At 71.4% G+C, this 13,485-nt stretch carries 15 protein-coding genes; 5 read left to right on the top strand and 10 right to left on the bottom strand.

Annotation, left to right across the window (positions count from 1 at the left end):
• Window positions 1–85 precede the first annotated feature (85 nt).
• Window positions 86–367: a hypothetical protein gene (locus I4J89_RS22275; protein ID WP_196415958.1), complete on the top strand. Its 282-nt coding sequence runs from the start codon at window positions 86–88 to the stop codon at window positions 365–367.
• A gap of 163 nt (window positions 368–530) precedes the next feature.
• Here I4J89_RS22275 and I4J89_RS22270 read toward each other — a convergent pair whose 3' ends face one another.
• Both I4J89_RS22270 and I4J89_RS22265 read right to left on the bottom strand, forming a co-directional pair.
• Complete coding sequence (locus tag I4J89_RS22270) at window positions 531–1,019, bottom strand: hypothetical protein (RefSeq protein WP_196415957.1); 489 nt, start codon at window positions 1,017–1,019, stop codon at window positions 531–533.
• 36 nt (window positions 1,020–1,055) lie between these two features.
• On the bottom strand, window positions 1,056–1,934 hold the full coding sequence (locus I4J89_RS22265) for a sulfotransferase domain-containing protein (RefSeq protein ID WP_196416091.1): 879 nt from the start codon (window positions 1,932–1,934) through the stop codon (window positions 1,056–1,058).
• Between the two features lie 209 nt (window positions 1,935–2,143).
• Between I4J89_RS22265 and I4J89_RS22260 the strand changes: the two genes are divergently transcribed.
• Together I4J89_RS22260 and I4J89_RS22255 are read left to right on the top strand one after the other, a co-directional pair.
• Window positions 2,144–2,779 carry a TetR/AcrR family transcriptional regulator gene (locus I4J89_RS22260; RefSeq protein WP_196415956.1) on the top strand — a complete coding sequence of 212 codons (636 nt, stop codon included), beginning with the start codon at window positions 2,144–2,146 and terminating at the stop codon, window positions 2,777–2,779.
• The gene (locus I4J89_RS22255) at window positions 2,776–3,228 is read left to right on the top strand and encodes an acyl-CoA thioesterase (protein ID WP_196415955.1); all 453 of its coding nucleotides are present in this window, start codon (window positions 2,776–2,778) and stop codon (window positions 3,226–3,228) included. The genes I4J89_RS22260 and I4J89_RS22255 overlap by 4 nt, the downstream gene beginning before the upstream one ends.
• A gap of 6 nt (window positions 3,229–3,234) precedes the next feature.
• On the opposite strand, the gene I4J89_RS22250 is transcribed toward I4J89_RS22255, so the two are convergent.
• Both I4J89_RS22250 and I4J89_RS22245 read right to left on the bottom strand, forming a co-directional pair.
• Window positions 3,235–4,356, bottom strand: coding sequence for an acyl-CoA dehydrogenase family protein (locus I4J89_RS22250; protein WP_196415954.1), 1,122 nt, complete (start codon window positions 4,354–4,356; stop codon window positions 3,235–3,237).
• 202 nt (window positions 4,357–4,558) lie between these two features.
• Window positions 4,559–5,785 carry an MFS transporter gene (locus tag I4J89_RS22245; RefSeq protein WP_196415953.1) on the bottom strand — a complete coding sequence of 409 codons (1,227 nt, stop codon included), beginning with the start codon at window positions 5,783–5,785 and terminating at the stop codon, window positions 4,559–4,561.
• Window positions 5,786–5,810: 25 nt separating this feature from the next.
• Here I4J89_RS22245 and I4J89_RS22240 point away from each other — a divergent pair, with 25 nt between their 5' ends.
• Complete coding sequence (locus I4J89_RS22240; RefSeq protein WP_196415952.1) at window positions 5,811–6,683, top strand: winged helix-turn-helix transcriptional regulator; 873 nt, start codon at window positions 5,811–5,813, stop codon at window positions 6,681–6,683.
• Here I4J89_RS22240 and I4J89_RS22235 read toward each other — a convergent pair.
• The 5 genes from I4J89_RS22235 to I4J89_RS22215 form a co-directional block, all read right to left on the bottom strand.
• Window positions 6,628–7,581: a GNAT family N-acetyltransferase gene (locus I4J89_RS22235; RefSeq protein ID WP_196415951.1), complete on the bottom strand. Its 954-nt coding sequence runs from the start codon at window positions 7,579–7,581 to the stop codon at window positions 6,628–6,630. The genes I4J89_RS22240 and I4J89_RS22235 overlap by 56 nt on opposite strands.
• A 94-nt stretch (window positions 7,582–7,675) precedes the next feature.
• Window positions 7,676–8,422, bottom strand: a complete 747-nt coding sequence (locus tag I4J89_RS22230; protein ID WP_196415950.1) for an anti-sigma factor — start codon at window positions 8,420–8,422, stop codon at window positions 7,676–7,678.
• Window positions 8,419–9,033, bottom strand: coding sequence for a sigma-70 family RNA polymerase sigma factor (locus tag I4J89_RS22225; protein ID WP_230859384.1), 615 nt, complete (start codon window positions 9,031–9,033; stop codon window positions 8,419–8,421). Before I4J89_RS22225 ends, I4J89_RS22230 begins: the two co-directional genes overlap by 4 nt.
• 83 nt (window positions 9,034–9,116) lie before the next feature.
• Window positions 9,117–10,544: an MFS transporter gene (locus I4J89_RS22220; RefSeq protein WP_196415949.1), complete on the bottom strand. Its 1,428-nt coding sequence runs from the start codon at window positions 10,542–10,544 to the stop codon at window positions 9,117–9,119.
• A gap of 76 nt (window positions 10,545–10,620) precedes the next feature.
• Window positions 10,621–11,109, bottom strand: a complete 489-nt coding sequence (locus tag I4J89_RS22215) for a MarR family winged helix-turn-helix transcriptional regulator (protein ID WP_196415948.1) — start codon at window positions 11,107–11,109, stop codon at window positions 10,621–10,623.
• Between the two features lie 137 nt (window positions 11,110–11,246).
• Between I4J89_RS22215 and I4J89_RS22210 the strand changes: the two genes are divergently transcribed.
• Window positions 11,247–12,446 carry an alginate lyase family protein gene (locus I4J89_RS22210; RefSeq protein WP_196415947.1) on the top strand — a complete coding sequence of 400 codons (1,200 nt, stop codon included), beginning with the start codon at window positions 11,247–11,249 and terminating at the stop codon, window positions 12,444–12,446.
• A gap of 325 nt (window positions 12,447–12,771) precedes the next feature.
• On the opposite strand, the gene I4J89_RS22205 is transcribed toward I4J89_RS22210, so the two are convergent.
• On the bottom strand, window positions 12,772–13,416 hold the full coding sequence (locus tag I4J89_RS22205) for a sensor domain-containing protein (RefSeq protein ID WP_196415946.1): 645 nt from the start codon (window positions 13,414–13,416) through the stop codon (window positions 12,772–12,774).
• Window positions 13,417–13,485: the final 69 nt, after the last annotated feature.

The following is a 13,485-nucleotide window of genomic DNA, read 5'->3' as shown; positions in this document are numbered from 1 at the left end:
AGTGTTGCTGGCACGACCGCGAGTGAACCGCTGCGGCCCGCGAGGCGTACACCAGGGCATCCGTAACGCGGTGAGGGGGACAATCATGGCCGATCGCCTGCAAGTCGACCTTGTGTTGCTCGAATCGATCTCCAGCCGGCTCCGGCGCTCCAGCGAGATGCTGGGTGCCACCCGGGCCCGCACACCGGCCACACCGGACGCCAGCGAGGCGACACCGATCTTCGCCGAGCTGCTCAGCAGGCTCTCCGAGAGTTCCGCGAACCTGGTGGCCGGCCTCCAGGAGGCCGGGACGCGGGTCGCCGAGGCGAGCCAGACGTACGCCGCGCGCGAGGTCGCCGCCGGGCGGACGATAGACGGGGCCTACTGATGCCGATCGACACCCGCCTCGACGGCGATCCGAGCCGGATGTACGCGACCGCCCGCTGGCTGCGCGACGAGCTCGGCTTCGAGGTGAACGCCAGCGCGTCCACGCTGCGGTCGGCCGGCACCGGCCACCGGCCACCGGCCACCGGCCACCGGCTGAGGGTGGGTCAGCGGCCGTCCTTGCGGGCCTGCCGGCGGGCGCCCTTCGCGCGGGTGGACGCGTGCCGTTTCTGCAGCTCGACCGACTGCGGGCGGCGGTCGTCGCGCTGCGGGCGCAGGACCGGGACCGGCGGTGGCTCGGCCGACACGCCGCGGGTCACGGGTTCCTCGGCGAGGCGTTCGGCCTCCATCGACTCGGCGCTGGCCTGCGCGGCCAGCGCCAGGTGCCGGCTCACCGTGGCGAGGATGACCTCGAAGACCTCGGCCTTGGCGCGTTTGCGGCTGTTCTGCGCGCGGGCCTTTCCGCGTCCGCCGGCCTCCGCGACCCGGGTCGCGGCCCGGCGGCGATACACCTTCACGTGCTTGTTGCGCGCGCGGCGGACCCGGGTGTGCAGTTCGATCAGCGCGTCCTCGTCCAGGCCGGCGAGCCGGTCCGGATCAGCCTCGCGTACCAGCGCCAACTCCGCCTCGGACAGGGAACCCAGCAGCAGATCCATGGCGTTCACGCTAGAGAGCGGACCGGCGGGTCCACCTCATCCGGAACGAGTGATTGATCCGTCGAAGGCGGGGTAGCCGAGCCGCTCGACCAGGTTGCCGGTCGCCTTGACGAAGGCCTCGGTGATGTCGTCGTCGAAGTGGTTGCGCCAGTCGCCGGGCTGGCCCTTGCGGTAGTGCGACACGCCTCCGGCGGCCTTGCGCTCGTTCATGTTGGAGAAGCTGTAGCGGGACAGCAGGGTGGCCAGCTCGGCCGGCGGAATGTTGATCCCGCAGTGCCGCATCAGCTGGTCCACTTCGTTCGCCTGGTGTTCACCGACCAGATCCTCGTAGCGGAACAGCCGGACCTCTTCCGAGGGCGGCGCGACGGCCCAGGAACGGAGCGCCTTGAACCGGCCCTTGGCAGCGAGATTGTCGATCAGATACAGCATCCCCTCCTTCCGCGGCAATTCCTGGAGGACCTTTCGGACCTCCAGCACGTCGCCCATGGGCGCATGTGAATTGCGGGTGGAGAAGTAGCCGGAGACGACCATGTCGCGCGGGTCGCGCATGACGAAGAATGCTCGGTATTTGTCCGGCTTCGGGATCGCGTCGAATTTCTTACGGTTGAAGAAAAGCGACAGGGCGATGCGGTCCGGCGGGCAGACCCGGGGGTGGCTCCAGTTGTAGAACCGCGGGTCGTAGGTGAGCAGGCCGGAGTGGCGGTACACGATCGGATCGCTGAACAGTTCCTTGATCCACTGACTCGCGGTCTTGCGCACCGCGCAGTGATAAATGTTCACGTATTCACTGCGGGTGACCACCGGAACAGTGAGCCGCAGGCGGCTGTTGTGCACTCCGAGCAGCGTCCGGCGCGTAATCACGCGAATGGATTCAGGCGCGTTCTGCTTGGCGAACATCACAGTGCGATTGAACATCGTCCTTACCTGCGCAGTCGGGGGCACGCTTCCGGTACGTCGATCGGGCCGCAGTTTACAACAAATTCGACCGAGTTACTACAGATGATCATGACAGGCGCTCCCGCCGGTTTTCCATAGCGCCCAGCGGTTCCCCAGGGAATTCTCAGCGGCCGGGTGTGACGCCGGTTATGTTTACGACCGGTCGTTCGTTTAGTAGGGTCGGTGGCATGACTCAGGACGGCCGGCTGGCCCGCGGCGAGCGCACCCGGACCGCGGTGCTCGACCAGGCACTGCTGCTCGCCACCGTGGCCGGCCTCGACGGCCTGTCGCTGAGTCAGGTCGCCGACGCGCTGCGGGTCAGCAAGTCCGGCCTCTTCGCGCACTGGCGCTCCAAGGAGGCGCTGCAACTCGCGGTGATCGACCACGCCCGGGCACAGTGGACCGACCGGGTCATCCGGCCGGCGCTCGCCGAGCCCGCCGGCCTGCGCCGGCTGTGGGCGGTGCACGACTACCGGCTCCGTTTCTACGAGGCCCGGGTCCTTCCCGGCGGATGCTTCTTCGCCAACGCCCACTTCGAGTTCAACGCGCGGCCCGGCGTGATCCGCGACCGGCTGGCCGCCGAGATGACCGCTTGGATGACGTTCCTGACCGGGCTGGCCACCGAGGCGGTCACACTCGGCGAGCTGCCGGCCGCCACCGACCCGGCCGCGCTCGCCTATCAGATCGAGTCGCTCGGAGTCTGCGCCGTCATGCAGGCCCCCGTGCTCGGCCCGGAGGCCACCTTCCGTCAGGCGCGCCGTGCACTGCTCGGCCACCTGCGCGGCCTCGCCACCGACCCGACGATCCTTCCGGAGCTGACATGACCACCGTGACCGAAGCCCCCGCCGTCGCGTACGGCGACGTGGTGCCCATGCCCGTGCACTTCGACGACCTCGACGCCATGGGCGTGCTGCACAACTCCCGGTACGCGGTGCTGGTGGAGCGGGCCATGACGCTCTGGTGGACCGAGCGCGGAGTCTCGTTCTCCGGCGGCCGCCCCACCACGCCGGACGCCTTCAACGTGGTCCGGGAGTACGGGATCACCTTCCACCGCCCGGTCCGCGGCACCGGCGACGTGAGCGTGCACTTCTGGCTCGACCGGCTCGGCGCGACAAGCGCGGAGTACCGGTTCCGGGTGACCTCCACCGACGGCGTGACGGTCTACGCCGAGGGCCGCCGGGTCAATGTGCGTCTCGACCCGGCGACGATGCGCCCGGAGCCGTGGACCGAGCACGGTCGCACGATCGCGGGTGCTCTTCTGCGTACCCCGTAGGTGTTGTCAGTAAGAGAGACCACCTGCTTCGCCGAGCAGCGCGCTGCCGTGCCCGCCCAGCCAGCCCTCGGCCGCGGCGGCGTGCTGGCTGAAGGTGTGCATGTCGCGGAAGCGACGCTGGATCGGTGAGGTGTCGCGGGCGGCTTGCCCGCCCGCGGCGCGGTAGCACGTGTCGACGGTGGACAGCGCCGCCTCGGTGACCCAGGACAGGGTGGCCGAGACGCGCGGCCCGGCGGCGGCCAGGCCGGCCGGATCGGTGGAGCACAGCGCCCACACCTCGTCGGCGGTCGAGGCGAGGAGGGCCCGCGCGGCGCGCAGCGTCAGGTCGGCACGGCCGAGGTTCACCTGGAACAGCTGGCTGTCGGCGAGGCGGGCGCGCGCGTACAGGCGCTGCTTGCCGCTGGTGGCGAGCGCGACCGTCGCGTCCAGCGTGCCCTGTGCGATGCCGACGGCGACCGCGCCCAGGTGCAGCACGAAGTGCATCAGCGGGGCGATGAAGCCGGGCCCGGGTATCGAGGAGACGCCGCCGAAGAGGTCGAAGGTGTGCTCGGCGGGCACGTGCACGTCGTTGATCTCGACGTCGTGCGAGCCGGTGCCGAGCAGGCCCAGCACCTTCCAGGTGTCGACGATCCGGGCCTGCGACGCCGGCACGAGCGCCGACCGCATCCCGTCACCCGGACCGACCAGGCAGTTGCCGAAGATCCAGTCAGCGTGGGTGCAGCCGCTGCCGAACGCCCACCGGCCGTCCACCTGGAAGCCGTCGGCGGTGGGCTTGGCCGTGCCCTGCGCGTTGAAGCCGCCGGCGACGATGACGTCCGGGCCGGCCGCGTACATCTTGTCGAAGGTCTCCCGGTCCAGGAACGCGAGCAGTTGCGGCGTCTCCGAGCCGATCATCACGGTCCAGCCGACCGCGGGCTCCGCCGCGGCGAGGGTCTCCAGGACCGCCATCCCGGTACGCAGGTCGAGCTCGTGGCCACCGTGCGAGCGCGGCACGAACATCCGGAAGAACCCGGCCGACCTGAGCTCGCCGACGAGATCCGCGGGCAGTTGCCGCGCCGCGTCCAGCTCGGCCGCCCGGGCCTGCAGTGACGGGGCGAGCTCGGCCGCGCGACGAAGCACCTCATGCATGTGTTCCTCCTGGTGGGATGGGGTTCGGCACCATCCAAACCGGAAGATGTCCCGGTCGGACAGGGACCGGTGTCCCGGCCGGCCGGGAAAGAACGCTAGGCGGGCGGCGCGGCGATGTCGTCCGCCCGTGGGCGCGTCCGCCTCCGCCTCGCTGCTGATCTCGTCTCGTCCGCCAGACGGATCCGTCGGAGTGCCGCCGGGCTCAGCGGGCCGCCGTGGCGGCTTCCGGGGCGTCCAGCATCGGCAGGTCACGCAGACCGCGCACCGGGGAGAGCAGCCAGATCAGCGGCGTGCAGACGGTGACCGCGCCGAAGATGAGCAGCGTGGTGCGGGCGCCGAGCTGGCCGGCCAGCGCACCGGCGATGAGGCCGCCGACCGGGATCGCGCCCCAGGAGACGAACCGGACCGTGGCGATCACCCGGGACAGCAGCTCCGGCGGGCTGGCGATCATCCGGTACGTGCGGGTGGTCACGCTGAGCACCACCACCGTCCCGGCGAAGATCAGGTTGCCGGCGGCGAAGGCGAGTACGCCACCCGCCGGGATGAGCAGCGCGCCCGCCACACCGGCGAAGGCGGCGAAGATCATGCCGCGGGCGGTGCCGAAGCGGTCGGTGTACCGGGTGGTCACCGCGGCGCCGATCAGCGTGCCCAGGCCGTCGGCGGCGAGCAGCAGCCCGACCAGGGCGGGCGAGGCGTGCAGCTCGCGGACCAGGTAGAAGGCGAACAACGCGTGGTACGCGCCGTTGACGAAGTTGACCACGGTGGCCGCCCACATGCCCGGAGCCATCACCGGGTGCCGCGTCACGAAGTGCCAGCCCTCGCGGATCTGCGCGAGCATCGAGGTCCGGGTGGCCGGCGCCGGGACCTGCCGGGCCGGGAGGGTGCGCAGCAGCACCGCGGAGATCAGATAGCTGACCGCGTCGACGAGCAGCGTCGGCGCCGCGCCGAGAACCTGCACCGCGAGACCACCCAGTGACGGCCCGCCGAGCTCGGTGGCCGCGTGGGTGCCGGAGTTCAGGCTGTTGCGGGCCTGGAGTTGCGCGGCCGGCACGATCTCCGGCAGAAACGTCTGGTTGGCGACCGCGAACAGCACGTTCGCGAAGCTCATCACCAGGGCCACCACGACCAGCTGGGCCACGCTCAGCAGGCCGGCCCACCAGGCCAGCGGGATGGAGACCACGGCCAGGGCGCGGACCAGGTCCGCGCCGACCTGGATGCCGCGCAGCGGCATGCGCTGCACGATCACCCCGGCCGGGAGACTGATCACGAGGTACGCCAGATAGCCGGCCGCCGAGATCACGCCCATCTCGAACGCCGACGCGTGCAGCACGGTGAGCGCGGTCAGGGGCAGTGCGACGCCGCCGATCGCCGAACCGAGCCCGCTCGTCGTACCGGCGGCCCACCACCGCCAGAACATAGTAAGTTTCATATTGGAACGCACTATAGTCATAGGTGTGAAACGAGTCGACCTGGCTGACGCGGACTGCGGAATCGCGCAGGCGGTGGGTGTGCTCGGCGACTGGTGGACGTTCCTGCTCATCCGCGACATCGCCGGTGGCGTGACGCGGTTCGACGCCCTGCAACGAACCCTCGGGATGAGCCGGCGGGCCCTCGCCGAGCGGCTCGCCGAGCTGACCGACCACGGCGTGCTGCGGCGCCGCCGCTACTCCGACCGGCCACCGCGCTACGACTACCTGCTCACCGCCAAGGGCGAAGGGTTGCTGCCGGTTCTCATCGCGCTCCAGGAGTGGGGCGACCGGCACCTGATCGGCGACGGCACCCTGACCGCCACGGCACAGGCCGGATCGGCCGAGGCCCGGCGGGTGCACGCGCTCGTCGGCCGCAGAGTGCCGGAGATCGTGCTGACCCGCCACGACGGCGAGCCGGAGCCGGTCGCCACGCCGGACAGCTGGACGGTGCTGTACTGCTTCCCGGGCGCGTTCGTCCCGGAGGCCCAGGGCTACCCGCCGTACTGGTCGGAGGTCCCCGGCGCGGCCGGCTGCACGCTCGAGTCGACCACGTACGCCGCCCGGGCCGGCGACTTCGCCGCCGCCGGCGCCCGCGTCCGCGGAGCGAGCACCCAGCGCCCCGACCAGCTGGCCGCCTTCGCCGCGCACGCCGGCCTGCCCTTCCCGCTGGTGTCCGACCAGGATCAGCGGCTCGCCGCCGGGCTGCTGCTACCCACCTTCCGGGCCGCCGGTGTGGACCGGTTCAAGCGACTCACCCTGCTCATCGACCCGGCCGCCACGGTGCACGCGGTCCAGTTCCCGATCACCGATCCGGCCGGGTCGGTGGACGAGATGCTGCGTCTGGTCCGTGATCGCTGACGAACTGCCGGGTGGTGCGGGTCAGCACGGTGAACCCGGCGGCGAGGTGGAACGCCATGAAGTCCTTCTCGTCCTCGTCGGCGTAGCTCAGCAGGCGGGTCGCGCCGCCGAGGTCCAGCCAGCCGGCGGCCTGGCCGACGAGCCAGGCGCCGATGCCGCGGCCGCGGTGGTCAGGGGCGATCCACAGGTTGCCGATGTCGGCCCAGGCGCCCACCCGGGACACCCGGGGACCGGAGTCCAGGTTCGTGTCCACCTCGATGAACCCGACGTCCTGGCTGCTCAGCGAGGCGGTGAGGCGGGTGCCGTTGATACCCAGCGTGCGTCGCGTGACCAGCCCGGGCACCGGCGCGGCGGGCCGCCGGAGCCGTCCGACGTCGGCCACCAGCACAATCTCGGTACGCCCGCCGGCCCGGAAACCGATCGACTCGTAGATCGCCCGGACGTGCGGCCACTGCTCCGGAACCCCGTACACACCCGGCACCGGCAGAGCGCCGTCGGCGTAGCGGCGGGTGACACCCCATCGGGTGAGCTGGGCGTGGCAGGCCACCGCGAGCGCCTGACCGGCCTCCGCCGCGTCCGGCCAGTACGGCGCGTCCGGCCAGCACAACAGCCAGCGGATCTCGCCGGCATTCCGGTACTCGGCGCCGGTGTTCTCGTCGTCGGCGTACCGCAGCAGGTGTGCCGCCGCCACCACCCGGCCGCGCTGCTCGGCGACGAGGGTGACCCGATCGCGCACCCACCGGTCCACGATGAACTCGCCGGGCTCACGCTCGAGCTGGCTCAGCAGGGCCTGGACGGACAGCGAGACACCCGGGACCACAGCGGCGACGTGGGCGTTGACGAGGGAGGTGACCTGTTCCCGGTCGCTTCGCAGGAACGGCCTGATCTGAGTCGGCATGGTGGGACCTTCCGCGCGGGCGCTGTACGCGCACACCACTGGACGACCCGCTACCGTGCGGTACCGGCGCCCACGCTACCAGCCACGGGCCGGCTCAGGTCAGGGTCACGAGGGCGTCCAGCGGGGTGGTCGGTGTGGCCGAACCGGGGGCGGGCTCCACGGTCACGCCCACTCCTTCGGCGGCGGGGAGTCCTTCGACGAGCTGGACCGCGGCGGCCTGGCCTTCGCCGAGCGCGCCCGCCGACGCCGCGGTCCCGGAGCGGATGGTCCACAACTGGTAGACCTGGCCGGTGGCCGGAGCACCGTCGGCGGCCAGCATGATCACGCCGGCGTCCTGGAGGCGGGAGCTCGCCACCGTGACCCGGCCGCCGGTGTCCAGCGCCTCGTCGCGGACCACCACGTCGGGGGCGGCCAGGATCGACCGGACCCGGGCCTCGTTCTGCCGGGCTGACTCGGCGAGCGTCTCCGCTCGGCGTACCCGCTGATCTTGAACGGTGTAGACGGCCGCGCCCGCCCCGGCCGCGGTGACCACGACGGCGGCCGCGGCCACCAGCCGCAGGCGGTGTGACGGGGGTGTGCGGGCCGGCGTCGCGGCCGGTGGCGGACCGGCGGGGCGGAGCTGGCGGGTGTTCGCGACCTCGGCCATGACGTTGTCCCGCAGCCGTGGCGGCGGCACCGACCAGGCGCCGTCGGCCAGGCGCGCGGCGGCCTCCCGCAGCTCGTCCGCCTCGGCCCGGCACGCCGCGCACTCCCGCAGGTGCCGGCCGAAAGCCGCCCGGTCGATGTCGTCGAGCGCGTCCAGCGCATAGGCGCCGATCAGGGAATGCACGTCCGCGGTCATGCCGCCGCCTCCGCGGACAGGCAGTCGCGCAGCCGGATGAGGCCGTCGCGCATGCGGGTCTTCACCGTCGGCAGGGGTACGTCGAGCAGCTCCGAAACCTGCGGATAGGTGTGCCCCTGGTAGTAGGCGAGGGTCACCGCCTGCCGCTGCAACTCGGTCAGGTAGTCCAGGCAGTGCCGCACCTGCTGACGCTCCAGCCGCAGGGTGACCTCGTCGGCCACCGCGTCGTACGGGGTGTCGACCGAGGCGATGCCCACCCGGATCGTGCGGGCGGCCGCGGACTGCTCGGCGCGTACCCGGTCGACGGCGCGGCGGTGCGCGATCGTGAAGACCCACGCGGTCGGTGAACCCCGGTCCGGGTCGAACCGTGCCGCCGACCGCCACACCTCGACCAGCACCTCCTGCGTGACCTCCTCGGCCTGGGCCGGGTCACGTAGCACCCGGCGGATCAGGCCGTAGACGCGTGGTGCCACCAGGTCGTACAGCTTGCCGAACGCCCTCTCGTCGCCGCGGGCCACCGCCTTGAGCAACGTGCCGGCGTCCGATGCCGGTTGCGGGCCGGGCACCGGAGCCAGGTGCTCCGGGCGGCCGGTGATGCCACGCTCCGCCATCGTGGGTCTCCTTCCCTCCGGACTTGATTCGGCGGAGCGGGCGCGGCGGATGGAACTTTTTCGGATCCGGTACGAGCGGGATGTCAGGAGGCGGTGACGGTCTCGTGCTGTTCGGCCGCCGTCGTGGCGGGCTGGCGCAGGACCAGGACTCCCACCGCGAAGGCGGCCAGGAGCAGGCCGGCCGAGGTGGTGAAGGCCAGCCGGTATCCGTCGGTGAGCGCGGCGGCCTCCGGCTGCCCGGCGGCGAGCAGCTGCTCGGTGCGGGAGGCGGCCAGGGTGGACAGCACCGCGACGCCGATGGCCATGCCGACCTGCTGGGTGGTGTTGAACAGTCCGGAGGCCAGGCCGGCGTCGCTCTCCCGGGCGCCGGACATGCCGAGGGTGGCCAGCGCGGGCAGCACCAGGCCGCCGCCGGAGATCAGCAGCATCACCGGCAGCAGGTGGGTCAGGTAGTCGGCGTCCACCGGGATCCGGCTGAGCAGGCCCATCGCCGCGGTCAGCAGCACCAGGCCGGTCAGCAGGACGGTACGGGCGCCGAAGCGGGCGGTCAGCGGGGCGGAGACGAACAGCGAGATCGCGCCGATGCCGACGGCCGCGGGCAGCATCGCCAGGCCGGTCTCCAGTGCGCCGTAGCCGAGCACCTTCTGCATGTAGAGGGCGACCAGGACCTGGAAGGCGAACATCCCGGACAGCGCCAGCATCTGGGCCAGGTTGGCGCCGGTGACGTTGCGGGAGCGCAGGACGCGCAGTGGCATGAGCGGGGTGGCGGCGGTGGCCTGGCGCAGGACGAACGCGGCAAGCAGCGCGAGTGACACCGCGCCGAGGCCGAGGGTGTGCGAGGCCAGCCAGCCGTACTGCTCGACCTTGACCACGGTGTAGATGCCCAGCATCAGACCGGAGGTGACCAGCACGGCGCCGATGACGTCGGCGCCGGCGGACAGGCCGGCTCCGCGGTCGCGGGGTAGCGCGACGAGGGCCAGGGCGATGGTGGCGATGCCGATCGGCACGTTGATGAAGAAGATCCAGGGCCAGCTCAGGGCGTCGGTGAGCACGCCGCCGAGGACCTGGCCGATGGAGGCGCCGGCGGCACCGGTGAAGCTGAAGATCGCGATCGCCTTGGCGCGCTCGGCGGGATCGGTGAAGAGCGTGACCAGGATGCCGAGGACGACCGCGGCGGCCATCGCGCTGCCGACGCCCTGCAGGAAGCGGGCGGCGATCAGTTGGCCGGGGCTGCCGGCGAAGCCGGCCAGCAGGGACGCGGCGGTGAAGATGCCGTTGCCGGCGAGGAACATGGTGCGCCGGCCGAGCAGGTCGCCGAGCCGGCCGGCGAGCAGCAGCAGGCCGCCGAAGGGGATCAGGTAGGCGTTGACCATCCAGCTGAGCCCGGCCGGTGAGAACCCGACGTCCTGCTGGATGGCGGGCATGGCGACGGTGACGATGCTGCCGTCGAGGATGGTCATCAGTCCCGCGGCCGAGAGTACGGCGAGTGCGGTCCAGCGCGAGTTCGACATGGTGTTCCTCCCCAAGAACGGGTTCCTGGAGAGAGACGCTAGCAGATAGTCCCGTAGTAGACGATATTTTTCGGAACTACTTTGCGCGCTCTCGTGCCCGGCGTGCCGGTTGCGCGCTCTCCACGGGGGTGGCCAGGTGCCCGGTGGCCAACCGGTTCAACGCGCGGACCAGCACCTCACGCTCGTCGTCCGGCACGGCGCCCAGCGCGTCCCGGTGCACGCCGTCGACGATCTGCTGGCTGCGTCCGGCGACCTCGGCCCCCTTCGCGGTCACCGCGATGATCCGGGCGCGCCGATCGGTGCTGGAGGGGCGCCGCTCGGCGTACCCCGCCTTCTCCAGCGCGTCCACCGTGACCACCATGGTCGTCTTGTCCATGTCGCCCAGCTCGGCGAGCTGGATCTGGGTGCGCTCCGCCTCCAGGGCGTGCACCAGCACGCAGTGCATGCGCGGGGTCAGGCCGATCTCGGCGAGCGCCGCGGTCATCCGGGTGCGCAGCACGTGGCTGGTGTGGTCGAGCAGGAAGGACAGGTCGGTCTCGGTGCGGGTGGGGGCCATCGCGGTCATGCCACCCAGCATAGTTTCGCGCCAGATAATCTGCGAACAATCGGGATTGGGGCGAGCCGTTCGGCTGGTTGACGCGTCGCGGGCGGCCGGGGACAGTCGTCCGGCGTACCCGAACGATCTCTGACCTGGAGCAACACATGGCCCGCCGCCTCTCTGCGGTTCTCGCCGGTGTCACGGCGGCCGCGCTGCTGGCGGCCGGCGTCGCCACCGCCGACGCCGGCACCACCACCGTCACCGCGAAGGCGGCCGGCAGCGGCTTCGCGCACCCCGGTGTGCTGGTCAGCCGCGGGCAACTGGACTTCGTCAAGGCAAAGGTGCGGGCCGGGGCGCAGCCGTGGAAGAAGGCCTACGACGCGATGATGGCCAGCCCGTCGGCGTCGCTCGGCTACACGCCTACGGCGTACAAGGTCGTGCAGTGCGGTCCCTACTCGAACCCCGACGTCGGCTGCGGCGCCGAGCGCCGCGACGCCTTCGCCGCCTACACCCTCGCGCTGGCCTGGTATCTGACCGGGGACGAGCGGTACGCCAAACGCGCGATCGTGATCATGGACGCCTGGTCGGGCACCATCACCGCGCACACGAACAGCAACGACGCCCTGCAGTCCTCCTGGTCCGCCTCGGTCTGGCCGCGCGCCGCCGAGATCATCAAGCACGCGTACCGGTCCTGGCCGAACTCGGCCCGGTTCGCCACCATGCTGCGCAAGGTCTACCTGCCGATGGCGCAGGCCGACCGCTCGTCGTGGAACGGCAACTGGGAGCTGACCCAGATCGAGGCGGCCGTGTCGATCGCGGTGCACCTGGACGACCGCACCCTCTACGACAAGACGGTGGCCCGGTTCCGCAAGCGGGTGCCGGCCTACATCTACCTGGCCTCGGACGGCGCCCTGCCGAAGCCACCGCCCGGAACCTCCATCGACACCCGCGCCGAGATCGTCAAATACTGGTACGGCCAGACCACCTTCGTCGACGGCATCTCCCAGGAGACATGCCGCGACTTCACCCACACCGGGTACGGCGTCGCGGCCATCTCCCACATCGCCGAGACCAGTCGCATCCAGGGCCGCGACCTCTACCCGGAGGTGCGTGACCGGCTGCGGCACGCGATGGGCTTCCTGGCCCGCCACGCCACCGGCAACCTGCCGTCCTGGCTGTGCGGCGGCAAGGTGGACAACCGGTGGGTCGGCCCGGTGACGGAGGTGGGCTTCAACGCGCTGCACAACCGGATGGGGGTGCACATGCCCGCCACCGAGAAGCTGACGGTGGGCCAGCGGCCGACCGGCAACAACAACTTGATGTCGGCGTGGGAGACGCTCACGCACGCGGAGAATCGCGCCTGATCGGGGGCTGCGGCCCAGCGCGGCTCGGCTCGGTAGCTAGAAGCAGTGGCTGTCTCGTACCGTGGGCGGCGCTACCACCCGGACCCGGCACCCAGCGCGACGGACTGGTGTTTCCCGGCGGCCGCGCTGGGGCGGTGAGGGAAAGCCTGGCTCGCGCCGGGAGAGCGGGCACGCGTCGGCTTCGGCAAGAAGCCGGTCACGCGTACCCCGAAGAAGCGGGACCGAAAGGGTCTAGAGGGCTCCGTAGCGATGATCTTGCTTGGCCCACGCTCAATGCTGTCTCAACGGCCGCCAGACAGCACTCACGTTGGGCCGGACGAGGGGTCTAGTTCTTCCGGCTGAGCAGGGCGCGGGCGAAGCGGGCTTCCAGCAGGGCGGCAGCGCGTACGACCGCGGGCAGGGTGATCGCGAACAGGACGGCGAGGACCAGGTAGAAGCCGATCGAGGTCAGGTACGAGTCGCCGAAGCCGAGCAGCTCGGGCAGGTCCCGGTCGTCCGGGCCGTTCGGCAGCGACCAGCCCCAGAGCGACCAGGTGAGCGAACCGAGCAGGCCGGCCCACCAGGCGAGCACGAGCGAGAACGCGATCGTGCTGGGGATGAAGCGTACGGCCGCGTGTGCGAGGTCCAGCCAGGACTGCGGGTCGGTCAGCGTGGCGACCAGCCGGCGCGCCTTGCCTTCCGCGGTGCGGTAGTCGGGCTGCGGGACCGGCCGGCCGAGCACGTTGGCGATCCGCTCGCGTTCCGCGACCGCGAAGCCGCGGGCCAGCATCATCGCGGCGATCATGATCGGTACGCCGACCCAGACCACGGCCAGGCCGAGCCCGGCGGCGAATCCGGTGAGGCAGAGGACGACTCCGGCCAGGCCCAGCGGAAAACCGGTGAGCACGTAGCGCGTGTCGCCGACGAGCTGAGGCAGGATGCGAACGGCGGGGCTGGGAGTGAGAGGTGCGTCGATCTGCGTCGTCGTCATGCCGCTGACGCTATGCGCCGGCGTCCGGGTAACCGATCCGGCAAGCTCCCCGACTCGTGGTAGTGCTAG

It is taken from the genome of Actinoplanes aureus (assembly GCF_015704865.1).
In the GTDB taxonomy this organism is placed as follows: Bacteria; Actinomycetota; Actinomycetes; order Mycobacteriales; family Micromonosporaceae; genus Actinoplanes; species Actinoplanes aureus.
The sequence above is the reverse complement of the archived record's forward strand: the minus strand, read 5'-3'. Positions and strand labels throughout refer to the sequence as shown.

Excerpts from the sequence above, each read along its gene's own strand:
- I4J89_RS22275 (WP_196415958.1), top strand. The coding sequence starts at position 86 with ATGGCCGATCGCCTGCAAGTCGACCTTGTGTTGCTCGAATCGATCTCC.
- I4J89_RS22270 (WP_196415957.1), bottom strand. The coding sequence starts at position 1,019 with ATGGATCTGCTGCTGGGTTCCCTGTCCGAGGCGGAGTTGGCGCTGGTA.
- I4J89_RS22265 (WP_196416091.1), bottom strand. The coding sequence starts at position 1,934 with ATGTTCAATCGCACTGTGATGTTCGCCAAGCAGAACGCGCCTGAATCC.
- I4J89_RS22260 (WP_196415956.1), top strand. The coding sequence starts at position 2,144 with ATGACTCAGGACGGCCGGCTGGCCCGCGGCGAGCGCACCCGGACCGCG.
- I4J89_RS22255 (WP_196415955.1), top strand. The coding sequence starts at position 2,776 with ATGACCACCGTGACCGAAGCCCCCGCCGTCGCGTACGGCGACGTGGTG.
- I4J89_RS22250 (WP_196415954.1), bottom strand. The coding sequence starts at position 4,356 with ATGCATGAGGTGCTTCGTCGCGCGGCCGAGCTCGCCCCGTCACTGCAG.
- I4J89_RS22245 (WP_196415953.1), bottom strand. The coding sequence starts at position 5,785 with ATGAAACTTACTATGTTCTGGCGGTGGTGGGCCGCCGGTACGACGAGC.
- I4J89_RS22235 (WP_196415951.1), bottom strand. The coding sequence starts at position 7,581 with ATGCCGACTCAGATCAGGCCGTTCCTGCGAAGCGACCGGGAACAGGTC.
- I4J89_RS22230 (WP_196415950.1), bottom strand. The coding sequence starts at position 8,422 with ATGACCGCGGACGTGCATTCCCTGATCGGCGCCTATGCGCTGGACGCG.
- I4J89_RS22225 (WP_230859384.1), bottom strand. The coding sequence starts at position 9,033 with ATGGCGGAGCGTGGCATCACCGGCCGCCCGGAGCACCTGGCTCCGGTG.
- I4J89_RS22220 (WP_196415949.1), bottom strand. The coding sequence starts at position 10,544 with ATGTCGAACTCGCGCTGGACCGCACTCGCCGTACTCTCGGCCGCGGGA.
- I4J89_RS22215 (WP_196415948.1), bottom strand. The coding sequence starts at position 11,109 with ATGACCGCGATGGCCCCCACCCGCACCGAGACCGACCTGTCCTTCCTG.
- I4J89_RS22210 (WP_196415947.1), top strand. The coding sequence starts at position 11,247 with ATGGCCCGCCGCCTCTCTGCGGTTCTCGCCGGTGTCACGGCGGCCGCG.
- I4J89_RS22205 (WP_196415946.1), bottom strand. The coding sequence starts at position 13,416 with ATGACGACGACGCAGATCGACGCACCTCTCACTCCCAGCCCCGCCGTT.